This is a genomic window from Intestinibacillus sp. NTUH-41-i26 (genome assembly GCF_032769475.1).
GTDB lineage: Bacteria > Bacillota > Clostridia > Oscillospirales > Butyricicoccaceae > Agathobaculum > Agathobaculum ammoniilyticum.
Genome location: NZ_CP136477.1, coordinates 741,916 through 767,955 on the forward strand (window position 1 = coordinate 741,916; position 26,040 = coordinate 767,955).

At 46.2% G+C, this 26,040-nt stretch carries 18 protein-coding genes and 2 pseudogenes; 1 reads left to right on the top strand and 19 read right to left on the bottom strand.

Going from position 1 to position 26,040, the window contains the following annotated elements; translation table 11 throughout:
• Positions 1–17: 17 nt before the first annotated feature.
• Complete coding sequence (locus tag RX717_RS03675) at positions 18–887, top strand: zinc metalloprotease HtpX (protein ID WP_002588966.1); 870 nt, start codon at positions 18–20, stop codon at positions 885–887.
• A gap of 278 nt (positions 888–1,165) precedes the next feature.
• Here RX717_RS03675 and RX717_RS03680 read toward each other — a convergent pair whose 3' ends face one another.
• From RX717_RS03680 to RX717_RS03780, 19 genes and pseudogenes are all read right to left on the bottom strand, one after another.
• Complete coding sequence (locus RX717_RS03680) at positions 1,166–2,578, bottom strand: relaxase/mobilization nuclease domain-containing protein (RefSeq protein ID WP_002578945.1); 1,413 nt, start codon at positions 2,576–2,578, stop codon at positions 1,166–1,168.
• A 62-nt stretch (positions 2,579–2,640) separates the two neighbouring features.
• A complete protein-coding gene (locus RX717_RS03685) occupies positions 2,641–2,925 on the bottom strand; it encodes a hypothetical protein (protein WP_002578946.1) in 285 nt (94 codons plus the stop codon).
• A gap of 116 nt (positions 2,926–3,041) precedes the next feature.
• On the bottom strand, positions 3,042–3,374 hold the full coding sequence (locus RX717_RS03690; RefSeq protein WP_002578947.1) for a plasmid mobilization protein: 333 nt from the start codon (positions 3,372–3,374) through the stop codon (positions 3,042–3,044).
• Positions 3,374–5,038: pseudogene (locus RX717_RS03695) on the bottom strand (helicase-related protein); the annotation flags it as partial. The pseudogene RX717_RS03695 and the gene RX717_RS03690, both read right to left, overlap by 1 nt.
• Position 5,039: 1 nt before the next feature.
• Positions 5,040–5,228 carry a transposon-encoded TnpW family protein gene (locus tag RX717_RS03700; protein WP_002570986.1) on the bottom strand — a complete coding sequence of 63 codons (189 nt, stop codon included), beginning with the start codon at positions 5,226–5,228 and terminating at the stop codon, positions 5,040–5,042.
• 125 nt (positions 5,229–5,353) lie between these two features.
• Entirely contained in the window at positions 5,354–6,619 is a 1,266-nt protein-coding gene (locus RX717_RS03705; RefSeq protein WP_231305905.1) for a plasmid recombination protein, read from the bottom strand.
• Positions 6,620–6,798: 179 nt separating this feature from the next.
• On the bottom strand, positions 6,799–7,824 hold the full coding sequence (locus tag RX717_RS03710; RefSeq protein ID WP_270561312.1) for an AAA family ATPase: 1,026 nt from the start codon (positions 7,822–7,824) through the stop codon (positions 6,799–6,801).
• Positions 7,825–8,068: 244 nt separating this feature from the next.
• On the bottom strand, positions 8,069–8,692 hold the full coding sequence (locus tag RX717_RS03715; RefSeq protein WP_002570989.1) for a type A-11 chloramphenicol O-acetyltransferase CatP: 624 nt from the start codon (positions 8,690–8,692) through the stop codon (positions 8,069–8,071).
• A gap of 181 nt (positions 8,693–8,873) precedes the next feature.
• On the bottom strand, positions 8,874–9,245 hold the full coding sequence (locus RX717_RS03720) for a TnpV protein (protein ID WP_330657798.1): 372 nt from the start codon (positions 9,243–9,245) through the stop codon (positions 8,874–8,876).
• The gene (locus RX717_RS03725; RefSeq protein ID WP_231305902.1) at positions 9,170–11,293 is read right to left on the bottom strand and encodes a recombinase family protein; all 2,124 of its coding nucleotides are present in this window, start codon (positions 11,291–11,293) and stop codon (positions 9,170–9,172) included. The genes RX717_RS03720 and RX717_RS03725 overlap by 76 nt, the downstream gene beginning before the upstream one ends.
• Before the next feature lie 51 nt (positions 11,294–11,344).
• A pseudogene (locus RX717_RS03730) lies at positions 11,345–18,046 on the bottom strand (LPD11 domain-containing protein); the annotation flags it as partial.
• Positions 18,047–18,064: 18 nt separating this feature from the next.
• Positions 18,065–18,241 carry a transposon-transfer assisting family protein gene (locus RX717_RS03745; protein WP_442908790.1) on the bottom strand — a complete coding sequence of 59 codons (177 nt, stop codon included), beginning with the start codon at positions 18,239–18,241 and terminating at the stop codon, positions 18,065–18,067.
• A gap of 26 nt (positions 18,242–18,267) precedes the next feature.
• Complete coding sequence (locus RX717_RS03750; protein WP_002304389.1) at positions 18,268–18,864, bottom strand: YodL domain-containing protein; 597 nt, start codon at positions 18,862–18,864, stop codon at positions 18,268–18,270.
• A gap of 13 nt (positions 18,865–18,877) precedes the next feature.
• Positions 18,878–19,723, bottom strand: coding sequence for an LPD16 domain-containing protein (locus RX717_RS03755; RefSeq protein WP_002304387.1), 846 nt, complete (start codon positions 19,721–19,723; stop codon positions 18,878–18,880).
• Positions 19,720–21,795: a DNA topoisomerase 3 gene (locus RX717_RS03760; protein WP_002578949.1), complete on the bottom strand. Its 2,076-nt coding sequence runs from the start codon at positions 21,793–21,795 to the stop codon at positions 19,720–19,722. Before RX717_RS03760 ends, RX717_RS03755 begins: the two co-directional genes overlap by 4 nt.
• A 177-nt stretch (positions 21,796–21,972) precedes the next feature.
• Positions 21,973–23,205: an ATP-binding protein gene (locus RX717_RS03765; protein WP_002304383.1), complete on the bottom strand. Its 1,233-nt coding sequence runs from the start codon at positions 23,203–23,205 to the stop codon at positions 21,973–21,975.
• 151 nt (positions 23,206–23,356) lie between these two features.
• A complete protein-coding gene (locus tag RX717_RS03770) occupies positions 23,357–24,040 on the bottom strand; it encodes a DUF4366 domain-containing protein (RefSeq protein ID WP_002578950.1) in 684 nt (227 codons plus the stop codon).
• Entirely contained in the window at positions 24,030–24,287 is a 258-nt protein-coding gene (locus RX717_RS03775) for a DUF4315 family protein (protein ID WP_002304378.1), read from the bottom strand. The genes RX717_RS03770 and RX717_RS03775 overlap by 11 nt, the downstream gene beginning before the upstream one ends.
• Before the next feature lie 14 nt (positions 24,288–24,301).
• Positions 24,302–26,038: a C40 family peptidase gene (locus RX717_RS03780; RefSeq protein WP_002304377.1), complete on the bottom strand. Its 1,737-nt coding sequence runs from the start codon at positions 26,036–26,038 to the stop codon at positions 24,302–24,304.
• Positions 26,039–26,040 lie beyond the last annotated feature (2 nt).

Genomic DNA, 26,040 nt, shown 5'->3' on the forward strand with positions numbered 1-26,040 from the left:
ATAAAAGGGGGTGCATTATGGATATTTGGCATCGTGTAGGCAGAATTGTTCGCTTCTCAAACTTAGGAACTCTTCTGTTCTTTACTCTTAATATTCTGCTGATTGTTGCTGTGTTCGGTTCGTCAGGAAGCATTGTTGAACTGATTTGTATTTACTTTTTCACAGTAGCTATCAGCTTATCCCCATTAGGCGAAATGTGCCTGGCTGCCTTCGCAGGAGCAAGCGATATAAAAAGAGTAGATATAAAACTTCGAGTTGTCCCGCTGGTTCAATATGTTTTAGATAAAGCAAAAGAGAACACATCATACTGTCCTAAAAAAGTGAAAGTGAAGATTATCCATGATCCTGCTCCAAATGCATTTGCTCTAGGTAGGCAAACACTATGCATAACTGACGGATTGCTTTTACTCTCCGATGATATGATACTTGGAATTCTCGCCCATGAGATCGGACATCTCTCATACGGACATACTGTTATCCAATTATTGATTGGCGGGGGCAATATATTTATATCCGGGTGCCTCCTGTTAATCAAAATATCCTACTGGATTTTTTCTGCAATCATGGGGCTGTTCGCAATATGCTCTCGTAGTGGTGTAATGGGTATAATTACCGCAGTTTTCGCAGGAATATCAACAGCACTTTCTTGGTTATGGGTAAAGTTCTGTATGCTTTTTCTGATGTGGTCTATGAGACAAAATGAGTATCTGGCTGATGAATTTGCTTATAAAATTGGTTTTGGTCTTGAATTAGCGACGGTATTAGACCAACATATCTCAGATGTTCCGCATGATGGTTTTCTCAGTGCAATATACTCAACTCATCCATGCAACGATGATAGGGTTGCAGCATTGCAAAATTTAGGTGTACCCTATTCTCGATACTAAATTCATAATCTCACAAATTGGCAAGCAGTGTAAACCTGTACAGGTTCACTCATTTTCTCGATTTTCCCTTCGGTGCAATCTTCGCAAATTTGCTTGTTGGGGAAGCATCCCCAATCCCCTTTGAACATCATCTGCCGATGATGGCTACACGATTTTCAATCGTTTCTCAAAGAACAGTAGAATAAAAATTTGCCCATGGTTGAAAGCACCGAAATCGAAAAGCAAAAAAGCAGCCACGATCCGCACCCTTTGGGGAGTGCAGACCGTGGCTTTTTGCTTTAACGGAAGTTCTTCTTTTCCTCTTTCTCTTTCTCTTTTTCCTGCTCTTTCTGCCTGTCGATATTCAAAATCGTTTCAACCGTCCGTTTGGCAATCAGCAGTTCTTCTTTCTCTTTTCTGATCTGACGGTACTCAGCGTAGTCCTGCTTTTTCTGGACTGCCAGCTGATGAAACTCCTCATACAATGATTGCATGGACGGGAGCTTTGTAATCTGCAATTCATCAAAGGCTTGCTTCGCCGCTTTATGAATTGTGATTTCCTGACGGTGTTCTTCAAAGAATTTTTTGCTATATCCAGACTTGCGGTACTCGATATAAATTTGCCTTGTGTTGCGATAATTTTTGATGTGCTGCTGCAACGCCTGAACCTCAACCATACGTTTCTCTGCGACCTTGATAGAATCAGAAAGCGCATCGAACCGGGCAGACAGATTTTCAATATGAGCAGTCAGATCGTCGTAGTTGCCCAAGCCTTTTTCTTTCAGTAGGATTACCGTTCGGGCAGCTTCTTTTCGGTTGAACTTCTTCGCCCACTTTTCATAACCGACCGTCTTGCCCTCGGCCATCTTTGCCTGAATATCAATCAGCATCTGGAACTGCTTCGGGGCAGGAGCCTTGGCAGAGCCGCCTTTTGATTTGTGCAGGTTCTTGCCGGAGATAACCGCTTGAATTTCCTCTTTGCTATATCCTTCGCCCAGGGAACGCAGCCGAATGAAACGCTTCTGATTCTCGCCCTTGAACGCAGGCTGCTTTCCATCCTTGAACTCAAATCCCATGTCAGCCAGAGCCTGAACAAAGCCATCAAAGCTCTTTGGTTTCTGCTTCAGCACCGCATCAATCGCATCACATAATTCGTCACGCTGGGTACGCTTCTTGGGATAAACAGTTCTTTTCTGGCGCTCCCGATACGGCTTCGGTGTAATAATGGACAGCCCGTGTTCCAGGCAAACCATATCACTGAGTCTTTGCACCGCCAGACCGGAAAGAAAGAAGTTTTTGAATTTCCGTGTGGCATCCAGCGAGGTCGAATTATAAATGATATGATTGTGAATGTGGGATTTGTCGATGTGGGTCGCAACGATGAAAGCGTGTTTTCCCTTTGTCCATCGCATCGCTGTTTCATAGCCGACTTGGTTCGCTTCTTCCGGGGTGATTTCTCCCGGCTTAAAGGACTGGCGTATCTGGTATGCGATGATATTGTTCTTCTGCTGTCTGCCGGTAATATGCTGATACTGCCGTTTGGAAAGCAGAAATTCCTCATCTGCTGTCTTTGGATCACACTCATAGGAACTGATAAATTCGCCATCATTGGTTTTTGCGGCATTTTGTGAGTAGTCGGTTCTGTCTGCCAAACATTGAGCGACCGTCTTTCCCTTATTCACATGGAGTGCAATCAATCTTGTCGCTGCCATTCCCATCACTTCCTTCCCAAAAAGAAAAAGCCACCGGTCGGTGACTTTTCTCTGATATTATCTTATGACCTGATAAATGCTCCCAGACTTTCTCCAATATTCTCGACTTTCATAACAGCCCAGACGAGCAAGAACACCGCTGCTATTGTCGCAATTCCAAGAACCACAAGAATAAGCAGGGACTGCCACAAAGCCTTTACAATGCAGTAAATCGCAGATCCGCCAATGACCAAGAGCAATAAACCAATTACATAGGACACAACATTTGTAAGCAGATTTCCAAGAATGCAAATCACTTTTACAACGAACAGCACCGGCAGTGCCAATATCTTCAATACCAGCTTCATAGGCTCAACCCCTTTCTTTTAATTATATTGTACAAGGGTATCTGCCATAACGCAATGATGTCAACCCTTATGTAAAAGCCGCAGCCGAAACTGCGACTTCCCAACAAGTTGTCGGATTACTGGATTGAGGACAGGCGAACAAGAACTTCTCTCATGTCCGTCCAGATCTCCTCCAGCCGTTTTTGCAAATCCTCAATGTCAGCACGATAGATGCTGCCTGTTTCGTTCGCTCGCTTTGCGTACTGGTTCAGGTTGTTGGAGCAGATTCGCAGGAGCGAAACCAGGGCTTTCACATCCTGCAAATCCAGTCTGATACAGTAACCATCCAGAGCCATTTTCCGCAGATAGGCTCCCATGCTGCGGATGCCAAGCTCGTCCATCTTCTCATGGATTCGCTCGACCTCCTCCTTGGATGCAAGGAAATGAACATCCTGATCTCGCTTTGCCATTACAACACCTCCTCACGGGTTTCAGAGTATTTTGCAGGCGGGATATGCTCCGCTTTGGATTTCAGATCAGCCAACACAGAAGGACGCTCTGACTCGCTTCTTTCGTCACGATTTTCCACAGAGTCCTCCATATTCAGGGCTGCATCCAGTTCTGCCAGTCGCTGACTTTTGGCTGTCAGCTCTGCTTCCTGCGGGAACGGTTTTCCAACCTCCGCCTTGGCTGCTTCCTGCTGATTGTAGAGATTATTCAACTGCTCATTGGCTCGTTCTAAGCGCTCAAGGATGCCTGCAAGGGCATTGTCCAGTCGGGTGATATTTCCTCGTGCGTCCGTTCCAAGGGCTACTCTGTGGCTCACAGCGCCCTTCAGGGTCACATCGAACTCGTTCCGGAAACTGTCAAACGAAAGCTCCATCTGAAAGCCACGGTAACTGCCAAGAGGAACCGGATCGGCACTTTTCGTGTCCTTACAAGCCGCAAGGAGGATTTCACCGGCATCTGCCTTTTCGGTGTAGGCTTTGCCCATGATTTCCATGCCGCAAAAGCCATCGGCAATCTGCGGGTGTGCTTCCACGGTTTTAATATCAGCTTCAAAGCCATGAATATAGCCTGTCTGCTTTTCAATCTCAGCCGGGAAGTATTTCAGAAGCTTATCTTCCATACGGTACTGCTGGCTCTGGTGGTCAGCTTTCAGCACCTTCAGCCTTGCCACATCAATGTCCAAGTCCATCTTTTCCTTGATAAGCGGATTGCCGGCACACAGCGCCTTGATCTCCGCATAGGACAGCGCCTGCTCATCCACATCGTCACAGGAGCGAACCGGTGATTTGGAGGTCATAATCTGAGAAATAAACTTCTGCTTGTTTTCCAAGGTCTGATACAGGTAGGCATCGAAGGTTCCCTCGGTCACATACTGATACACCTGAACCTCTTTGTTCCGGTTGCCCTGACGGATGATACGACCGTTTCTCTGGGTCATATCAGACGGACGCCAACCCACATCCAAGTGGTGAACTGCCACCAATTTGTCCTGGACGTTGGTTCCTGCACCCATCTTTTGCGTACTGCCAAGAAGCACTCGCACCTGCCCGGTACGAACCTTGGCAAAGAGGTCTTTTTTCTTTGCCTCGGTATCTGCATCATGGATAAAGGCAACTTCTTCCGCAGGCACACCGTTTGCAATCAGCTTGGTTTTGACATCATCATAGACATTGAAGGTTCCATCATTTTTCGGTGTGCTAAGGTCGCAGAACACCAACTGGGTCAATTTGTCAGCCTGACCGTCCTGCCAGATACGCAGGATATTTCCCACGCAGGCATTGAGCTTGCTGTCAGGGTCATCGGGTAACAGGGTGTTCATTAGCCGCTGATCCAGTCCCAATTTTCGTCCGTCGCTGGTAATCTTGAGCATATTATCGACGGACGGGTCTACAATACCGGCATGAACATCTGCTGCTCTCTCTGAAAGGGAAGCCACCATATCCTTCTGGTACTCAGAGGGCTGAACCACAACCGTTTCAAACTTTGCTTCGGGAACAGGGAGATGCAACTGGTCAGAGGTCTTGATGTCGGCAACCTCCTTGAACATATTCATCAGTTCAGGCAGGTTGAAGAACTTCGCAAATCGGGTTCTGGCACGATAGCCGGTTCCCTCGGGAACGAATTTGTCAAGATGATTTCTTTAATTTTTCTAAACTTAACAAACCGGCTGAAAAGAAATCTTCCTGAACCTCGTGTCTGCATATATCCTTAAATACCTTTTCTATCGGCTTTTTGGCGGTTTCCGACTGCTTTACGCACACAATAAAAGTGGTCTTTCCAATTTGCACCGAATAACTTGAATTTTTGTTTTCCATATCGTTTCACTTCCTTTCCTTTCAAAAAATATGGGACACTCGTTTGCCAAGTGTCCCGATTACTGCCCGAAAATACATTCCCAACAGTCCAAGAAGTCATTAAGTCGGGAGTGTAGTCGAAGTGATTATCTTTCCATATCACGCTTATTTCTTCGTGCCTTGATACGCTCTTGTCTTTCTTTTTCCCTTGCTTCTTTTTCGGCTCGTTCCTGTGCTTCCTTAAAAGAAAAAAGTTGCTTCACTTTTTCGGTAAAAAGTTTGGCAACTTCGGGGAAATGTTCCAACGCTTCAAGAAAAGGTCTGCACTTTTCTTTCAGTTCGTTGTATTTGGTTTTCATTCGTTCCAATGCGTTTGCACTGTCCATATACCTCTGTCGGTAAAAATTTGCACTCTGCTCAAATTTTTTGATTTCCGCACGACTTGTGATACCCTCTTTGGCAAGGGCAGTCAGCTCAGAATAGTCCTTTTGGGAAATTGCCATTTTGCCTGTGAATGTTTTCTGTCCCATACTGTCAATCTCGTTTAAGGTTTTGGAAATATGACGGGCAGGCTCATACTTAACCTGTTCCTTTTGAATACGCTTCTGCAACTTCTCCAATCGCTCTTTGTCCTGTTGGATTTGATATTGCAGGGAAGTTAAATGCTCGGCTGTACTTCCGTATTCGCCACGCTGAAAGCCTTTGAACCCTTGTTCCGTCATATAGTTAAACAATTCATCTTGCAGTATGCTGTACGAAGCTCGAAACATCGGCTTACCGTTCTTCCTTAACAACGGATTTCCTTTTTCATCGGTCATCGGAATATCCGATTTCCATTTCTTTGAATGGCTTATCTGATTAACCACTTCCTTGACTGTTCCTCGCAATTTCTCGTCTTTGCAACGCTTACTCCATAGGATTTCTTTCTCCACCACAGGCAAAACCATAGCGTGCAGATGATAGTGGTAAACCTCTTTTCCAAGTTCCTCGGTTGCCGCTGCATTGATTTCATCAGCATGCATTACTGCCGATATAACATTATCAGAACCGAATTTTTCTTCAATGAAATGGTAGGCTTCTTCATAAAACTGTTTTGCGTATTCATAACCACCATTACGCTCGAAGTACATCGTGTTCACATCAATCACTATCTCATCAAACAGCGTTGCGTCTTTCCTCAACCCACGAAGCGACACCTGCCCGTCTGTTTCCATCTGCTTTAACTGTTCCATATAGGTCGGGGCAGTCGGCTTTTTGAAATGCACATTAAAGGGTATTCGTTCCACAATTACATTCATATTTTCATAGGTTTCATTCTTGCGTTCGTTGTGCCTTTCCGCCTTGCTCACATCAGAAGCGGTGTACTGTTTTACCCTTGCACAACTCATATCCGCCTTGTTGTTTTTTGCCATTTTGCTCTCCTTTCTCGGCAGGGCGAAGCCATTACACAACATTCTTTGAATGTGTGTAACCCACTATGACACTTTCAGACTTCGTCTGCAAAGATGTCGTGGGCAAGGGTGTTCCCCCTTGACCTCCTTTGATACCTCAATCACAAAAACAGACTGTCCCACCGACAGGCATTCTGTTTTTATTCTCTCGGTATATCGCTCATCGGCAAAGACCAATACCAAAGAAAACCTTTCTTCTTGGAGATAACTCCTGCGTTTTTCTTTGCCTTTTTGATGGTCGATTTCTTGAACCCTGCGGCTTCAAGTTTTTCTTCACAATCCGAAGAAAGCATTTCTCCGCCCTGCAACATTTCAATGAGAAATGATTTTGCTTTCATCTCTTTTTCATTCGGTCTGCCTATTTGTGGGGCAAGAGATAAAAACGCTTCTTCGGCTGTCATTTCCATTTCGGAAATGAAGTTCACACCTTTCTCGGCAACCTCAAAAAGAATTGCCGAACCTGTCGGAGCAAGATTTGATTTCACTTGCACCAAATATCTTTCCGCAGGTGCTTCCTTGTTCGGTGTGCGTGTGATTGCAAGAATGCTTCTTGCAGCACCCGCAATGTCAATCGAACCGTTGGTGCGGTAGAGAGGATTATTATCTTTCATCTTGTTCATATGAGCGATAATAACAATCGCACAACCCGTATCTTTTGCAACCGCTATCAGATGGTTAAACTCTGCTCGTGTTTCGTTGGCATTGTTCATAGAGCAGTTCTCTCCGATATACGAACTCAATGGGTCAAGAATTAAGAGCTTTGCATTGTACTTTTCAATCGCTTCACGAATGCGGTTATCCCCGAAAGACAAAGTCTTTTCATCTTCCTTGATGAAGATTAAATTTTCTCCGTTTCCGTCGGCAGAATTGAAACGGGGTACTACGGTATCGTCTGCGTCATCTTCCGTTGTCTGATAGATGATAGTCATAGGCTCGTTTTCTTCCGTTTCTGTAAAGGGGAGAGGTTCGCCCTTTGAGAGCAGGGCGGCGATGGAAAGCATTAACTTGCTTTTCCCATCGCCCGGATCTCCCTGCAATAGCGTAACTTTGCCAAACGGAATATACGGATACCACAGCCACTTTACTTCTTTCGGCTCGATTTCACTTGCCTTGATGATTTCAAGAGGTACGCTGAAATTCATTTCGTTTTCATTCTGTTTCATCATTTCTTGTTCTCCTTCGTCTGAAAATATAAAAACCACAGATTGATACTAAAACCTTGGTTGTGTTGCTTTTCGGGGCTTAAATCAAGGAAAAATCCTTGTTTTAAGCCTTTCAAAAAGAAACACAAGGTCTTTGTACTAACCTGTGGTTATGTATAAAATTGTAGATTTTAGGGTAACAAAAAACACCGTATTTCTACGATGTTTTTGCTTAAATACTTGTTTTTAGTTACAGACAAACCTGAAGTTAACTATTTATCAATTCCTGCAATTCGTTTACAAAACGGCAAATGTGAAATCCGTCACATACTGCGTGATGAACTTGAATTGCCAAAGGAAGTATAATTTTGTTATCTTCTTTATAATATTTCCCCATAGTAAAAATAGGAATCAAATAATCATATCCTTTCTGCAAATTCAGATTAAAGCCATCGAAGGTTGACCACGGTATCATAGATACATTAAAAATGTTTTCCGGAGCATTTGGCTTTCCTTCCATTCTATGATTGTTTCCATACCGTTGCGTATCACTTTCATAATCTGCTAAAAATGATTTAAAGTCAGACTTACACTCAGTCCAAAGGCTGGAAAATGTTTCAGTATCATTGTGAAATATTGTATAGCTTGGTATCATCTCATCATATATCCCCAATTCACCATCTTGATTGATTGCCGTCCTAAACTCTGAATGGCGGTTTACAATCATTGCAATATAATAAAGCATTGCAGGATATAGTTTCATTCCCTTTTCCTTTATTTGTGTGATATCCACTTTAACGGTCATGCTGTATGTACAAGGTACACTTGCAAAGTAGTGGTCAAAATACTCTTTTCTGTTCCAACTATTTTTATCAATTTTTTCAAATACCATCTAAGTTCCCTCTCAAATTCAAGTTTATCGCTCTAATAAGCAAAGATATTATACCACATTTTTGTGAATTTTTCAACTTGCCCACTTCGACTGCACTCCCGACTTAATAACTTCTTGAACACTTGCCGAAAAAGAAAAACTGCCATCACTTGACAGCAGTTCTCTTTCGGGTAGTATTCCGTTATGAATACACAATATCGTTTAATACGATTTCATCTACGCAAGCTCTGATATTGTTCATCAATCCTATCCATCTCATCATATCCACAGCCTTTAATTGCTCGGTAACGCCTTGCTTTCTTGCTGTTTCCTTTATGAGATATTCAGCCATATCACAAGCCGAAGTGTCAATCTCGGCAAGGTGTTCATATAACTTTCCACTTGTCAGCAGAGTGTAATATAAAATTCGCTTGTGTTCTTTCAAATATTGCTCTCGCATTCTTCCGTACTTTGAGAGCAAAGGCTTTTCTTCTGCGGTTAGGCAGGGGTAGTAATAGTCCCCGATAAGTTCATATCGGATACCCGTTCTTTCGTCTGTGATAAATCTGTGCATTGCGACTTCTCCTTTTCTTTTTTATGGTGGTAAAACTCCAAGGTTTTCTTATTGTGATTTACCCTTTGGCATTCTTCGGAGCAGAATTTCTGTTGGCTGTGTGTAGGCCAATAGGAATTGCCACACACAGCACATTCACGCTGTCGGTAATAGTGATTTCCTCGTTCTGTTTCTCGGTCGGCTTTCTTTCCGTCTTGTCTTGCTTGATAGCAACACTCTTTTGAACAGAAAATCTGTCTGTTACTTGTCGGGGCAAACGCTTTGTTGCAATGAGGACAGACCTTTGTCCTAACGATTTCACCACCGTTTTCAGCGATTTTCTGTGCCTTTCGCTTTTCTCGGTAGGCTTTTTCACGCTTACGCTGTCTTGCCAAGCGTTGTTGTTCTTCCTGCTTTTTCTGTGCTTCTATCTCGGCAAGTTCTTCTTCGGTATAGGCAATATCCACTTGACCGACATAGTTAAAATAAATATCGACCTTTTGTGTTCGTGCTTTTCCCACACCCTCTGCTTCATAAACCACAATCTTATCAACAAGTTCATTGAACATTGCATCGGAGATTTCCGTAGGATTTTTACACTTGCGTATCAGCGAAATGAAATGCTTAATATCAACGGAATTTACTTTTTCTTCGGCAAGTTCTGTTTTCATCGTTTCCATTTTCGTTTCCAGCTCTGCCTGCTCGTCATCATATTGTTTCATAAGTTGCTTATACTGTCTTTCGGGAAGTAAACCCGATATGAGATTTTCATACAAGCCACGAACAAGTGCGGAAAGCTCATCGTATCGCTTCTGAAAACGGTACAATTCCGATTTATTCTGCTTCGGCTTTTCTGTCTGCTTTTCGTTCCACAATGCTTGAAGTTCCTTTGCAAAGGCTTCTTCGTCATTCAGAACAAATCTTGATAATCGTTTGACAGTCGATAATATCAAGGCTTCAACATTATCAGCACTAATCGAATGGGCAGTGCAGGAGTTTACTCTGCTTGCATATCCACCGCAGCGGTAAGAATACTGCACCGAACGGTCTGTTTTGCTGTAATGTGTTTGAAGCGTCATTCTTCGCCCACAATCCGCACAGTAAAGATACCCGCTTAAACGGTTGTTGTGACTGCCCCAAGCGGACGCTCTGTTCACTCGGCTTCTGCGTTTCAGAACGCTGTCCCAAAGCTCTTGTGAAATAATAGCTTCGTGCGTATTGGGAAATACATACTGTTCGGCTTCGTCCGTGGTTTTACGCTTGTGCAGTTTGAAGTTTGTGCTTACGGATTTACGCAAAACGGTGTGTCCGAGATATTCCTGCCTTTCTAAAATCGTTCTGACAGTCGATACGCCCCATAAATACGGGTCTGAAAACTTTATTCCGTTGTACTGCTCCGGGTGATATTCCTTTGCGTAAGCCGCAGGAATCAATACCTTTTCTTCGGTCAGTTGCTCCGCTATCGCTCTCGGACTTTTGCCCTCGTTGGCAAGCAAAAAGATATGCTTTACCACCTCGGAAGCCACAGGGTCAACTACAAGCGTTTGTTTGTCGCTCGGCAGTCGGTTATACCCATAAGGGATAGAACCGCTACAACGCTTTCCGTCTTTCATACGGGCATCGAATATAGCCTTGATTTTGTTGCTCGTGTCTTTGGCATACCATTCGTTCATAATATTCAAAAACGGAGCAAAGTCATTATCCGAAGCGTTGTTACTGTCAATACTGTTGTTAATTGCAAGGAAACGGACATTTTTCTGTGGAAACAGAACTTCCGTATAAAAACCTACTTGCAGATAATTTCGCCCCAATCGGCTCATATCCTTAACAATCAAGGTTTCTACATTTCCTGCTTCAACTTCTTTTATCAGAGATTGAAAGCCAGGGCGATTGAAATTTACACCCGAAAATCCGTCATCGGTAAAATGGCGAATGTTCTCAAAACCATTCCTACGGGCATAATCTTCGAGGTATTTCTTTTGATTGGTAATAGAATTACTCTCGCCGGTAAGGTCATCATCTCTCGACAAACGCTCGTAAAGTGCTGTAATTCTTGAAGTCCTTGACATTCTTTTTACCTCCTTCCTTATGTATTTTTCAATTTAGGACAGTTAAATTCATCGTCCTATAAAAGTATATCCCTCCGGTGCAAGCTCAATCGCAGTTGTTGTTTCTCCGAAGGTCGATGCCCAGGAATCAAAATGGGTCAGGTTCTTTTGCTGGAGCGTACTGTACTGGAGATAGCGCATGACCGTATAAAGCTCGGTCATCGAGTTACTTACTGGAGTACCGGTTGCAAAGATCACACCACGCCCGCCGGTCAGCTCATCCATATAGCGGCACTTCATAAACATATCCGAAGATTTCTGGGCTTCGGAGGTGGACAGACCTGCCACATTTCGCATTTTTGTGTAGAGGAACAAATTCTTGAACGCATGGCTTTCGTCCACAAACAGCCGGTCTACACCCAACTGCTCAAAGGTAATGACATCATCTTTCTTGTCAGCGGCAAGGAGCTTGTCCAGTCTGGCTTCCAATGATTTTCGTGTTTTCTCCATCTGCTTGATCGTGAAGTTTTCGCCACGCTGCCATTTCAGCTCCGCAATCGCACCCTCGATCTCATCAATCTGCTCCCGCAGCTGCCGTTCCTGTCGTTCGGCAGAAAGCGGGATTTTTTCAAACTGGCTGTGACCGATGATGACTGCATCATAGTCACCCGTTGCGATACGAGCGCAGAACTTCTTACGGTTTGCTGTTTCAAAATCCTTCTTGGTGGCAACAAGGAGCTTGGCACTCGGATAGAGGTGCAGGAACTCGTTTGCCCACTGTAAGGTCAAGTGATTCGGCACAACGAACAGGGATTTCTGGCTCAATCCAAGCCGTTTACTCTCCATAGCCGATGCAGCCATCTCGAAGGTCTTGCCCGCACCAACTTCGTGTGCAAGCAGCGTATTTCCACCATATAGCACATGAGCGATAGCATTTCTCTGGTGTTCACGGAGGGTAATATCCGGGTTCATGCCGCCGAAACGGATATGAGAGCCATCATACTCACGAGGTCTGGTGGAGTTAAAAAGTTCGTTGTACTTGGTGGAAAGGGTTTCTCGTCTGTGCGGATCTCTCCAAATCCAATCTCGGAACGCATCCTTGATTGCCTGCTGTTTCTGCTGTGCCAGGGTAGTTTCTTTTTTATTGAGGACACGCTTCTGCTTACCATCTGCATCTTCAATCGTATCATAGATACGAATATCCTTCAGATTCAGCGTTTCCTCCAGAATCCGATATGCGTTGGCTCGCTCTGTACCGTAGGTGACATACGCCGCCACATCGTTGTAGTTGGGAGAACTCTTACCGTTGATGCGCCACTCTGCGGTCAGCTCGGAGAACTTGACCTCAATGGAACGGCGCAAGTAATACGGCGTTTCAAAGGTTTCCTCCATGAACTGCTGAATATAATCGGCATCAATCCATGTTGCACCCAAACGCACATCAATCTCGGACGCATCCAAGTCCTTCGGCTGTGCTTTCTGCAAGGCTTCCACATTGATGTGGAAGGAAGAATCCCTGTCTGCCGCCATCTGTGCGACACGCAGCTTGCTTCTTACATCACCGGAAAGGTAATCATCGGCAGTCTGCCATCCAACTTCCACAGCATCGGGAGCCATCGGGTCTTTGAAGATCACCCCTCGAAGCTCTGCCTGAATCGCATCGTATTCTCCAGGTGTTCCAAGCAGCTGTGCCATAAACGGCAAATCCACCTTGCCACGCTCACCGATAGAGATTGCCAGAGCTTCGGACGGCGTATCCACGCTCGTCACTCTGCGTTCCGGCTTGATGGTTCGCTTGGTGAACATATCCGCCTTGCTTTTCAGATTGCCGTCCTCATCCACATTTTCCAGAGAACACAGGAGATAGTAGGAGGAATCGTCAGCAAATGCCTGACCATTGGCTCGATTATTGATAAGCCCGTTCTTTGCGGCAAACGCATCGTAGGCATCATTCAGTTCTGCCTGTTTCTGAGTAATCATTTCATCCGGGTAATCCTCAAGCTGATATTCGATCAGCTCGTTGACGATACCACGAAGTTCCACCATGCCCATCACACGGTCTTTTGCTTTCTCATTCAGGTCTACACGGCGCATCAGGGAGTTTTCACGGAAGTACACATTGCCATCCACCACGGTATAAGAGAAATTCTTTACATCCGGGGTTGCAGGAATGGTTTCGATTTCCTTACCCTTGTCAGCTTCGGGAAGCTCCACAGCCTGATAGGTTCCTTGGATGTGGGAAACTGCTTCTTTCAGAAGTTCGGACAGTTCCATGCCCTCAATGGGACGCACTGTAATGTCCATGCCGTAGGCGGTACTTTCTTCCACCGTATCGCCCAGAACCATTTCAGGATGAGCGACAAAGTAGCTGTTCATGGTGTGTCCTTCTTCGGTGCGGTCAAGGTTTACCCATTCCGGTACAATGTCAATCGGATGGTCACGCTTTTGCAGGAACAGGATGTCGGACACGACTTCCGTGCCTGCGTTTTTCTTAAAGGCATCGTTTGGCAGACGGATTGCACCAAGCAGTTCCGCCCTCTGCGCCATATATCGCCTTGCGTCAGAGTTCTTGGAATCCATGGTGTAACGGCTTGTCACAAAAGCGACCACACCACCGGGACGAACCTGATCCAAAGCCTTGGCAAAGAAATAGTTGTGAATGGAGAATCCCAGCTTGTCATACGGCTTGTCGGACACTTTGTAGTTGCCGAAAGGGACATTACCCACAGCCAGATCGTAAAAGTCTCGGCGGTCTGTCGTTTCAAAACCGGCTACTTTGATTTCTGCGTTGGGATAGAGCTTCTGAGCAATTCTGCCGGTGATGGAATCCAGTTCCACACCATACAAACGGCTGCTCTGCATTTCAGGAGGGAGCATACCAAAGAAGTTGCCGATACCCATAGCAGGCTCCAGAATATTTCCTGTTTCAAAGCCCATCTGTCCGACCGCATCGTAGATGGAGCGAATGACCGTAGGGCTGGTGTAATGTGCGTTCAGGGTGGAAGCTCTTGCCGCAGCATATTCATCTTCGGAAAGCAGGTTTTTCAGTGTCTGATACTCCTTCGCCCAATTTCCCTTGTCCGGGTCAAAGGCATCTGCCAGACCGCCCCAACCGACATAATTCGACAAAATCTCCTGTTCTTCGGTAGTGGCGTTCCTGTTCTCGCTTTCCAGTTTGAACAGAGTTTCAATGGCTGCGATGTTTCTTGCGAATTTCTGCTTCGGTCCACCTTCACCGATGTTGTCATCCGTGATGTGGAAGTTCACCGCAGGAACAGGTGGGATTTCTCTGGTGGTGATGGACTGCTCAAGCTGAGCGATAATGTCCATGACTTCGGCATTCTGCCATCCGTCCACCTGGGCATAATCCTGAATGATGGTGTCCTTTCCATCTACGCACTGTACGAAGTCCAGACTACCCGGCAGATCTCTGGTATTCATTGCACCCAGGGCTTTTCTCTGCGTGTCAGGAAGTGCATAGTAGGCTCGCAGGGCATCATCAAAGGAACTGTATTCCTTGATGTCCAGCGCACCCCGCTTCTGAATGTCCTCGGCAACATAAAAATGATCGATGAAGTGTTCCGGTTCCTGCTGTTCGGGTTCCGCACTGGCTCTGACCTGTGCGTGTGCCTTTTCGTCAGGGTAGTCCCCATAGATACGGATGCACTTATGCTCCTGCTGATCGTAAACGGCAGCACCATCGTACTTGAATCCGTCATCCTCCATGGTTCCGTCCACATAGCCCTGGGCAGCTTTTTCCGCTTCTTCCAGAGTGTAGTAGTCCAGTTTATCATCGAAGCCGTTTTCAAAGTGATGGTAGGCGGCAACCAGATAGCGGGGAGCCATGCGCTCCTCGTAGCTGTTAATCATCTCAGGTGTCAGCCATTCTGGTTTGTCGGGAATCATTTCATACAGCTCACGCATCTTGGCAATCTGTGCATGGCGGTTGCCTGCCCACAGATGCTTTTCGCTGTGCTGTCCTGCACCAAGGAAGTATTCGCAGTCCATACGCAGACGGTCTAACAGCTGATACTCAGGGGTGTAGTCCCTCGGTTCGGTTTTGCCCAGAAAATCCTCTGTAACGGGCTTTTCTTCGGTTTGGGCATCAACCCTTACCGCATGGTTTCTTTCGTCCTGAGAGAGCATACGCTCGAAATTCTCACGATTCTCGGCACGGAAGATGGGATAAGCAAGCGTAGGGTCACGCAGCTGAACTTCTCTGTCCGTGATCTGCTCCACACGGAAAGCTGTATCGTCCAGATATACCGTGTCACCGACCTGATAATTCCATTTCGGTTCCTCGGAAGCAGATGCTTCCACAACTTCGGCAGGCTCTGCCACAGGCGCTTCTGGCTGAACCGACTCCATCGCAGCTACGGACTGACGAACTTCCTCCAAATAGTCATTGGCAAGCCATTCGTCCGTGAAGTATTCCGTAACGCCTTCCGGGTCTACATAGTAGTCATCGGTCTGATTATCCCAGATCGCATACTCGCCATCCTCGGTATCAATCACTGCGAAACGGTCATAAACATCTTCCAACGGATCAGTTTTAGCTTCTTCGATAGCCTGTCGTTCCGCTTCTTCCTCCGGGCTGAGGTAGCGTCCCTTTCGTATCAGACCGTCGATTCTCTGCACCACCTGCGCCCAGGACATCTGCAATTTATCGCAACCGCTCTTGGTGTAAGCAACACCCTTGGCATCGTGATCCTGACCGCTGTGCGTTGCACCAGAGCAGGCATGGGAATGACCACCGGTTCCGTATTCATGCTTCAGGAAGTCCATCTTTTCCTTGGCAGAATGATTCTCCTGCCAGTAGTTATAAATACGGGCTTTACCACCGGAAAAGCCGCTTCCACGGGTCAAGTCTGCATTGACTTCATCATCCGTAATGAACTGGCGGACAAGGGGCATCTGCATCATATCGGTCTGATACTCACGCAAAGGCATATTCAACTCATACAGCTGTTTCTGAATGAGATTCAGCTTGTGATAGTGAAAACGAAGCAGATCGGGATTTTCCGCAAGGGTTTTTCTAAATTCCGAATACTGCTGTACCAAGGTTGCGTGGAAACGAGGGTCATCCAACTTTTCAGCCAAGTCTGCGGTTTCGTCAGGGAAACCACGAAACGGTTCCTGATGAAGAATTGCCAGATAGTTGCTGGAACGGGCTTCTTCACTCAAATCGTGATAAAGATGCCACAGGGATTCTGCCAACTTCTGACGCTCATATCCGGATGCTTCTACCAGTTCCACATTAGTTGCGAACCGACCATTTTCAAGCAGTTCTCCAATGCGCTCGGCAACCGTTTCCCAAGAAACGATCTGCGCTCTGGGGCTGTCAATGGCAGAGGAACCTTTGGCAAGGTGGATACCGTCCTCGGCATACCACGCACAGATATTCCCGCTATCTTCTTTCAGACCATAGCCGCCGTGATAGACCTGCTTTAAGGTCTGAACGATTTCTTCCAACGGCTTCTGCTTCATATATTCCAGCGCTACGACTTTTCGGGCTTCATCGGTATTGCTACCAAGCAGAAGGAAGTGGTCGATTTCTTCCTGGGCAAAAGAAAAAGCAGAGGGCGTAAAGCTCTCTGCTCGGTCGATAAAACTGATTTGTTCATTTTCGGAGAGGAAAAGGTTCAGACTCAGCTGTTGATAAGCTCCGTCATCACGACTTCCTCCGCCTGTGCTTTCAGGCTGTTCATGTGCTGCACCCACGCCATCTGCTGCGTTTCCTTGTCCGGTGCGGGGCTGTCCTTCAGGTACTGCTCCATCAGAAACTCCACTCTGGCTTTCGCTGTTTCCTCGATCTCCCACAGGTGCGGGAACAGGCTCTCCGTCAGAATCATGTCGTTCAGGAGCATCGGATTGTTCTGTTCCAAAAATGCTCGACGCATCCTGCCGTACTTGCCCAGAGGTTTCTCTCCCTCGTTCTCCAACTGAAGGTTCGGAATCTGATAATCTCCGGCCTGTCTGTAAGTCATCTCGCTCATAATCTGTACTCCTTTCGGTAGCTTTAATCTGCTCATGTTCTCCAATCGCTTTTTCGATTTCCTGAAACATCCTTGTGCTGATGGCATTCACCGCAGTACCAAGGGCATTTACCGTCTGTCTGGTGTTAAAATCAAACACCTTCTGGAAATCCTCATGCTCGAAGTAGTTGTCGGGACTTTCCACGAACCGGCAATACATCGTATAGGATACGCTGTTTGCCACCGCATTTTTGAAAGCTACTTCGATGTTGAGTTCATCATACTCCTCAAGGAAGCTGTTGGCAACGATGTCGAGGAACTGCTTTTTGTAATCGTCCCAATACTCAGCCGCCAGTGCGGATGCAATATCTTCAAGCTGTGCTTCCAGTACCCCGTCAGCGGCAACACCGAAGGTACGCTCCATCGCTTCCATGACATAGGAGCGGTTTTCAGGCGTCACCTCCCACGGTTTCAGTTCCGGGGAAGAACGGCGAACGCCGGTATCCGCCACATCAAACACATAGCGCAGATACGGTTTATCCCTGTTCATCACAAACAGAGCAATGCCGGTAGAGCCACGCTTTACATATCTGCGGTAATTTTCAGCGTTCCAGTCCTCATAGGGCTTGCAAAAGGTCGCATTGGGGCGCTGAGCATAAATCATCACCTGTTCCGGATAGGTGAACTCATAGTTGCGGGACATCGTTCTCAAAAACGAAGTCCAGTTATCTGTGTTCGAGGTGATTTTCCCAATCGTTTCTTTTGCTAATCCGGAATAAAATCGCTCTTTTGCGTTCATTGTATCCCTCCAATCCTATCAATCCGGATAAAGGTTCAGCTTCTCAAAGGCGGCATCGTCCATGGCTGAAACTTTACGGAGAACCGAGTCTGCCAAAGCAAAAAGCTCTGACTCGTCCTCCGAAAGCTGTTCCTTCATCAGTGTCAGTGCTTCACACAGCCCTGACCTTGTGCCAGGGCTGTAAAGCATCATCATGTTCCGCTCATCCTGTGTGAAATCCATCATTCAATCTCCCTTTCCGGGTGGCTCTTGGGCGGCTTATGGGAAACATCCGGCACGGGCTTTTCCTTTAACTGCTCCAACACCGAAGGACGTTCCTCTAATCCGGACGCTTTTCCGTTATTGATGATACCGTCAATCATCCCATAATCATCTTCCATTGCCATCTCTGCGTTTTTCAGGTAGTTTTCGGACTTCATAAAGTTTTCCAGCTTCTGAAACCCAACAGAATCTACATAGTGAAAGGATACCTCACCGACTACCTTTAAGGCTACGATGTCGCTGACCGACATACTGTGACCACGGAAATCATCCGGGTGGTCAATATTGAACTTTACATACAAATCTTCCAGCTGCCGATTCACATCCTCGGACATAGAAATGGAGCCATGATAGACCACCTCGTAACGGTCAATCTCAGGCTCCATTTCTTTCTTCTGAAGGTAGCTGTAATTTGCAAACATGAGCGGGATATTATCGTCTACATCTTCCCGCAGCTGAAGAATCGCATAGGAATCCGTGGGGCTTTCCAGAAAAGCAACCATTCTGTCATCCGGGGTGGTATTTCCGTGAACATCATCCCATTTTTCGTTTTTCATATCCGTGTCCTCCTTATCGTTCAGGCTCTTTGCGTTTGGGAGAGGGACTGGCAGGCGCAGCTTTTTCTGCGGCCTGTGCCAGTTTTTCCATGACCGACTCACGCTTCGGAGAGTCGAGCTTATCCAGCTGACTTTTCAGCACTTTGGCAACCTCAACCGCAGTTTCCTCACGGGCTTCTTCAATGGCTGTATTCAGGAACTCACGATACGGAGCCGTATTACCAGCGGCAAGATCTGCCTTGATTTCTTGGATATGCGCCTGCACATCATCGACCTGATCCATATATTCATAGGGGTCGAAGTTCTCTGCAAAACGGTCGAGCTTAAAAGCAAGCTCAGCGATAGGGTCATTGACCACCACCGCCTGTCTGCCGACTTCAAAAGCCTGCTCCATGACATCCTCATAGAACATTGCCCGCAGTTCCCGGCGCTCCAGCCCGAAGGATTCCAGAATATCCCGGCGGACTTCGAGCATGGACAGTTCAGGGTTATCAACCTGACCGCCATCAATCTCGTTGTAGTTTTCATCCAACAGGGTGTAGTCGTAACCATCTTCGCAGGTCTGCACCGCAAGGATTCTATCCTTTCCGACCTTCCATGCGGCTTCATCGCCCATAATCTCAGGCTCCGGCATATAGCTTGCGCCGTTGCGCTCCATAATTTCTGCAAACTGGCAGATATGAAACACATTGTATCCGATCTGCGTATGATACTCGTCAATGAAGGTGCAGGGCTTCACAACCATTTCATCCGGGTAGTGAATCTGCACACAGCTGCCATCGGGGATATGAAACAAATCCTTATAATGGCTGTCGATAAATCGGATTTCCTTACCATCCGGGTTGTACTCATTTGTCATTTGCGCTTTCCTCCATTTTCAAATTCCATACTGAACTTCGTTTTGCCATCATCTGATACCTCCATAAAGACGGTGGCATCAAAGGTGTTGCCCGTTCTTTCGGACTTGCAATTCTTGAGCTTTACCTTGCCGGAACCAAGCAATTTCTGCGCCGTGGCAGAAGTCATGCTCTTGCCGATGCTCGCAAAGTAGCGATTGTTTTTCCAGAGGGCAAATTTGCAAGCTCTGTTGGAACAGAAAAATGCCTTGGCTTTGTCCTCTACAGCACTGCCGCAGAGCGGGCATTTGCCGATAGAATTGGCTTCTTTCGACATCATAACCTCGGAATCACGGATTACTTCATAGTTCTGAATCAGACCGGCAATCACATCTTTGATCTCGTCCATAAAGTCCTCGCTGGCATATTCGCCTTTCTCAATGAGCAACAATTTTTCTTCCCAATCCGCCGTCATGGATGGGGACTGAATCTGTTCCGGCATGACTGTTACCAGAGCCGTACCCTTGTGGGTCGGAATCAGGTGTTTGGTTTTCTTATCACCCTTACGCTCCAGAAAACCGATGCGAACCAGCTTCTCAATGATACCGGCACGGGTCGCAGGCGTTCCCAAACCTTTGCGCTCCACCTCATCAGGCATTTCGTCCGCACCGGCAGTTTCCATAGCAGAAAGCAGAGTATCCTCGGTAAAGTGTTTAGGGGGAGATGTTTTCCCTTCCTTGATTTCCGTGCCGCTGACGGTCATTTCGTCACCAACGGAAACAGAAGGGAGTGTCTGCACGTTTTCGTCGGATTTTGTCGAATCATTTTTCTGAACCAGAGCTTTCCATCCATCCTGCACAACAGTTTTGCCTTTGGTGGAAAACACGGTACCGCCACAGTCCAGCTCAATAACTGTCTCTGCGTATCGGTGCGGATCGCCAACAGCTACGCACAACCGATTCGAGATCAGTTGCAAAATTGCAAGTTCACCCTTGGGAAGTTCGCTCAGATTGCATTTCTGCAATTCTCTGGTCGGAATGATGGCATGGTGATCTGTGACCTTTTTGTTATTCACAACCTGCTCTGCATGAACTGGTATGTTATCCACATCCTCCACGGGGAATGTGTGGAAAGCCAGCTTTACGAGGTCGGTCAGGCTATGTGCCATATCTTCCGTCAGAAACCTGCTGTCGGTACGGGGATAAGTGACCAGTTTCTTTTCATAGAGGTTCTGCGTGTAGTCCAAGGTCTGCTGTGCCGTGTAGCCAAGCACACGGTTGGCTTCTCTCTGTAAACTGGTCAGGTCATAGAGCGCAGGCGGCTTTTCTGTTTTCTCCTTACATTCAGCTTTCTGAACGATTGCCACCGAACAGCTTTGTTTGACAGCTTCGGCTGCTGCCTTGGTTTTGAAGCGTTCGCTTGCAGCCGTAAAACCATCCAATCCAATCTGAACTGTGTAGAACAGTTCAGGCTTGAATGCGGAAATGGCAGCTTCTCGCATAACAGCCATAGCAAGGGTAGGGGTCATAACACGACCAACATTCAGGGTCTGCCCGTAAAGGGTCGAAAAAAGTCGAGTAGCGTTAATACCAACAATCCAGTCGGCTCGTTCTCGACACAGTGCTGCTTCATACAAAGCATCATATTCCGTTCCAGACCTGAGATTTTCAAAGCCCTCCTTGATTGCTACATCTTCCATCGAGGAAATCCAAAGCCGCTCAAACGGCTTTCTGCACCCGGCTTTGTGGTACACCAACCGAAAGATCAGCTCGCCCTCACGACCGGCATCTGTTGCACACACAAGACTCGCAACATCTTCTCTGGCCATGAGCTTTTTCAGAATCCCAAACTGTTTTTTCGTACCGGCAGAAACCTCATACTGCCAGTCCATCGGGAAGATAGGAAGGTCTGCATAAGCCCATTTGCTGTACTTCGCATCATAGACTTCCGGCTGTGCCAGCTCCACCAAATGCCCTACACACCAGCTGACCACATATCCGTTTCCCTCTAAGTAGCCATCCTCACGCTTGGCAGCACCTAACACTTTGGCAATACTCTGTGCAACCGAAGGCTTTTCAGCCAAAACTAATTTCATTTGCATCTGCTCCTTTCACAAAAAAATAAGCAGCCACACACCGTAGTGCATGACTGCTATGTAAAAAGTTCGGAAAGGATTTTTGCAACCTGATACAATTTTCTGTTCTACAATCTCCGTCATAATAAAAATATCTCCATCATTTCAAAAGAGAATGACGGAGATATTTCACCTTGCTTATTCTTGTAGCAACCAATCGGCTATATCGTGAATTTCGATTCCTTCATAGCTATATTGGGGATGTTTGGTTCTGGCAATAATCATTTTCGGATAAGCGTCTCGAATCTGAAGCAGAGGAGAGCATTCTCTCTCAAATGTTTCCTGCCCGGAAATGTTGTCGCTGACCTGAATATAAATCTTTTCGCTACCTCTCTGAGCAACAAAGTCGATTTCCTTTTGATAGAGCTTGCCGACATAGACATCATATCCACGGCGAAGAAGCTCGATACAAACAACGTTTTCATATACTCTGCCATAGTCTATATTTCTGCTTCCCAGTATTGCATATCGAATACCGCTGTCACACAAATAGAACTTTTCAGAGCTTTCAAGGTATTTCTTACCTCGGATGTCATATCTCTTAATATCATAAAATACAAAAGCATTGCACAAATACTTAATGTACTTGCCGACGGTTACATGATTGGTTGGAGTCTCATTTGCTGTCAGTAGCTGACTGACCTTATTCGGAGAAGTCAGGTTGCTGATATTATCCATAAGGAACTCGCTCAGACGTTGTAAAACCAAAGTGTCCGGGAGAGTATATTTCTGTACCAAATCCCTTGTAACAATCGTTTCGTAGACCTCTTTGATATAGTTTGTTCTGTCTTTTTCGGTTCTATAAGCATAGGAACCTGCTAAACCGCCCTTGATAGCGTACTCATCAAAGAGCTTATCTTTGTCACTAATATCATCATAATACTGGCAATATTCCTGGAAGCTGAAAGGAAACACATGAATTTCAATATAGCGTCCGGTAAACAGAGTTGCCAGATCTGCACTCAACAGGAAAGCATTAGAGCCTGTTACATAGATGTCGTATTTTCCCTTAGAGTACAGGCTATTGATTGCCAACTCAAACTTGGGACACATCTGAACCTCGTCTACAAACAGGTAGTTCGTTTTTCCTTCCTGATAATGTTCTTCCACATAGGCGTGTAAGGCATGGTATTCCTTGATTTCTTCATACGCCAAATCCATGAAGTCGATGAAGATAATATTGATGTTTTCAAAATTGCTTTTCAGATACGCAATATACGCCTGCATCAATTTGGACTTACCAGATCGACGAATGCCCGTGATGATCTTGATGTCAGGAGTACCATTCAGTTCAATGATTCTATCGAGATATTTTGCTCTCGTGATTGTTTTCATATAGTCACCCGCTTTCAAAAATTGAAGTTTTTTCATTTCTCGAAACCGCTTCGCTGTACTTATTATACTGTCTGCTAATAGTATATGCAAGATGTCACTTTCAAAAACGCAAATTTTTTTATTTTTTGAAAGCGGAAACTATGTAAAGGCAACCCGAAGGCTGCCCCAGGCATCAAGCCTATCCTGTTTACACAGGTTCATTATCATCTTCATCGACGGAGCTATCTTCATCGTCGTCCTCAAACTCCGGATCGTACCCATAGTCCTCGTCATCGTCCACATAATCAGCATCTGGGTCAGGCTTTGCCGCTTCCTGTGCCTTCTTCTTTTCCTGGACTTTCTTAAATACGAAGAATCCACCACCACAGGCAAGCACAATCAGAGTAAGAATCGCCGGGAGCATATTTGTGGATTTCGGCTTTTCCTCCGGTGTCGGTTCTGTAATTTCAGGAACTGTTTCAACTACTTCCGGCTTTGTTTCCTCAACCGGCTTGGTGAACTCTGCAACTTCTTCCTCGTCCATCAGCTTGAGCAGGTCGGCTTCATCCACCTGATTCAGAAAATGCACGGTTTCCTCGCCCTTATCATCACGGTCAATGATGATATAGAAGTAGTTTCCGTTTTTGGTTACAGCGGTAATGAACTGCTTTCCGCTTTTCGTAGGCGAGCCAGCGTCATCAACCAAAGTCAGATTGCCGTCGGGAGTAAGCGGTAGCATCGGCTCCTCCGGCTCTGTTTCGGGAACTTTTTCTTCGACCGCAGGTTCTTCAGTCGCTACGCTTTCATCTACATAGGCAAATGCCGTTGTAGAAAACACGCCAAAACACATTGCACACGCCAGCAATGCGGCTCCAATTTTCTTAAATCTCATTCTGCGTTTCCTCCTCATTCATAGTATTGATCGTATCAGGCTTCGGAGCCATATCCGCAGCAAACATACGGAGCAGCTCGGAAAGCTGTTCGGGATTCAGGTTCGCAGCATGAACCATCTCATGGATTTCGGAATTTTCCTCCTCACGGTATCTGCGTTCCAGGTCTTTCACCTTAGCATCCCATTCTGCCCGTTTCTTACGGGCTTTTTCAAGGTCTGCACCTATTCTGTCTAACTTGGCACTCAATCGCCATCCCTCCTTTAGTTTCTGATTCTGCCGAAGCAGTAAAAATGCTGTTGCCAGTAATTCGATTCGATAGAAGCGTAGGAAATGGGGTTTCCGCAGTGGATCATCATACCATTGCCAACATAGATACCAACGTGTGATGCACCGGAGGTATCATAAGTGCCTTGGAAGAAAATCAAATCTCCCGGTTTGGCAGAGCTTTTCGGGATAATGTCGCATACGCCCATCAAACCGTTTGCGGTCAAACGACCAACACTCCAACCGTTTCCGCAGTGATTGATTACATAGGAAACAAATCCGGAGCAGTCAAAGGAGGTAGACGGGCTGCTGCCGCCCCACACATACGGGTATCCCAGATATTTTTCAGCTTCCCGAATCATATTGGCAAATCTTGTGTCTGTCAGCGCTTCGCCCGGAATATCATAATCGGTGTACTCGCCGCCAGGGGTGGCGTAAATGTCATTTCCGAAAATATCCGGTCTGTTGCCCCTTGTCTGAAGCAAAATTCTATATCGCTCCATATCATCTTCCGACAAGCCGGAATTTGAAATCACACTGTTCAAGCCCTTATTTCTGAGCTTCACATTCAGAATATAATATTCGTAATCTTCTTCCTCTGTTGTTGTCTCTCCCGTTTCGGGATCAGTAGAAGATGTTGTTCGTGTACGAATCTCTACTACTTCCGTCAGGGTCAGCTCATATTGTTGCTCAAATAGCCATTGCAGGGTAGCCTGCACCTCATCTCTGGTGTAATCCTCAAACTTCACCGTCAAATACGCCGCCAGCTCATAAGGATTGTGGTTGATTTCATCAAGGTCATACCGGTACTCGTCATATCCGCTATGAGTACGCTCGATATTATTGATTTTATTGCGGAGCGCAGCTTCCAAAGCCTTGTAATCATTGTCCGCACCAATAATATCTTCCTCTTTTGCAGTAAAAGAAGTTCCCAGAATGATCTGTGTGCCGCCTTGGAACATAGCCGAACAAGACGAGAACATCCCTGAGAGTATCATAAAAAGCAGTCCGGCAATCAAAACAAACAGAATCGTTTTAGAGTGTGTGGTGCAGAACTCCGTTACTCTTTCTGTGATGTTCTTGGCTCCCTGAGCTGCTTTGCCCGTTGCCTTGCCTGCACCCTTAGATGCAGAAGCCGTTGTCGAAGCGGTATTCTTACCGGCTTTGGCGGCAGCATATTCTTTCTTGATTGCCCTTTTCTGTTGCCAACGGGAAAAGGGATTGGAACCGGCATCGGGGTTGTCCTTTTTGAACTTCTCATACAGGGCATTTACATTTGCTTTATCTGACTTCTCAACCAGCTTTTCCGCCTTGTCGTAGGCTTTCAGCTTGTGACTGTAAACGGCATGATCGACGGTATAGACAGTGGATTCAACAGCCTTGGTCGTTTCCTGCACAGCCTGAACGCCGATATTATCATCCTCATATTCTGACACCGCCCGATGTGCTTTGGATGTGAGCGTGACTGCGGCACCACGGCTTGCCATGTGCTTTGCCACAGATGGGCGCTCGATTTCCGTAAACTCCGCTTTTTCAAAACGGAGCTTTGCTTTACGGGAACCGGCTGCATCTGTTTCCAGCTTTAGCTTCGGCTTTGCCTTTTTAGAAGCCAATTTGTCTGCCGCTTTTTCAGCCCTATCAACCGCCTTATCTGCACGGTCGGCAGCTTTCTTCACATGAGAATCTGCAAGGTCATCTTCGGTAAAACGGAGTCGTGTAGGTCTTTTCGCCATAC

Coding starts and splice junctions, on each gene's coding strand:
- RX717_RS03675 (WP_002588966.1), top strand. CDS start 18: ATGGATATTTGGCATCGTGTAGGCAGAATTGTTCGCTTCTCAAACTTA.
- RX717_RS03680 (WP_002578945.1), bottom strand. CDS start 2,578: ATGGCAGCGACAAGATTGATTGCACTCCATGTGAATAAGGGAAAGACG.
- RX717_RS03685 (WP_002578946.1), bottom strand. CDS start 2,925: ATGAAGCTGGTATTGAAGATATTGGCACTGCCGGTGCTGTTCGTTGTA.
- RX717_RS03690 (WP_002578947.1), bottom strand. CDS start 3,374: ATGGCAAAGCGAGATCAGGATGTTCATTTCCTTGCATCCAAGGAGGAG.
- RX717_RS03700 (WP_002570986.1), bottom strand. CDS start 5,228: ATGGAAAACAAAAATTCAAGTTATTCGGTGCAAATTGGAAAGACCACT.
- RX717_RS03705 (WP_231305905.1), bottom strand. CDS start 6,619: ATGGCAAAAAACAACAAGGCGGATATGAGTTGTGCAAGGGTAAAACAG.
- RX717_RS03710 (WP_270561312.1), bottom strand. CDS start 7,824: ATGATGAAACAGAATGAAAACGAAATGAATTTCAGCGTACCTCTTGAA.
- RX717_RS03715 (WP_002570989.1), bottom strand. CDS start 8,692: ATGGTATTTGAAAAAATTGATAAAAATAGTTGGAACAGAAAAGAGTAT.
- RX717_RS03720 (WP_330657798.1), bottom strand. CDS start 9,245: ATGCACAGATTTATCACAGACGAAAGAACGGGTATCCGATATGAACTT.
- RX717_RS03725 (WP_231305902.1), bottom strand. CDS start 11,293: ATGTCAAGGACTTCAAGAATTACAGCACTTTACGAGCGTTTGTCGAGA.
- RX717_RS03745 (WP_442908790.1), bottom strand. CDS start 18,241: ATGATGATGCTTTACAGCCCTGGCACAAGGTCAGGGCTGTGTGAAGCA.
- RX717_RS03750 (WP_002304389.1), bottom strand. CDS start 18,864: ATGAAAAACGAAAAATGGGATGATGTTCACGGAAATACCACCCCGGAT.
- RX717_RS03755 (WP_002304387.1), bottom strand. CDS start 19,723: ATGACAAATGAGTACAACCCGGATGGTAAGGAAATCCGATTTATCGAC.
- RX717_RS03760 (WP_002578949.1), bottom strand. CDS start 21,795: ATGAAATTAGTTTTGGCTGAAAAGCCTTCGGTTGCACAGAGTATTGCC.
- RX717_RS03765 (WP_002304383.1), bottom strand. CDS start 23,205: ATGAAAAAACTTCAATTTTTGAAAGCGGGTGACTATATGAAAACAATC.
- RX717_RS03770 (WP_002578950.1), bottom strand. CDS start 24,040: ATGAGATTTAAGAAAATTGGAGCCGCATTGCTGGCGTGTGCAATGTGT.
- RX717_RS03780 (WP_002304377.1), bottom strand. CDS start 26,038: ATGGCGAAAAGACCTACACGACTCCGTTTTACCGAAGATGACCTTGCA.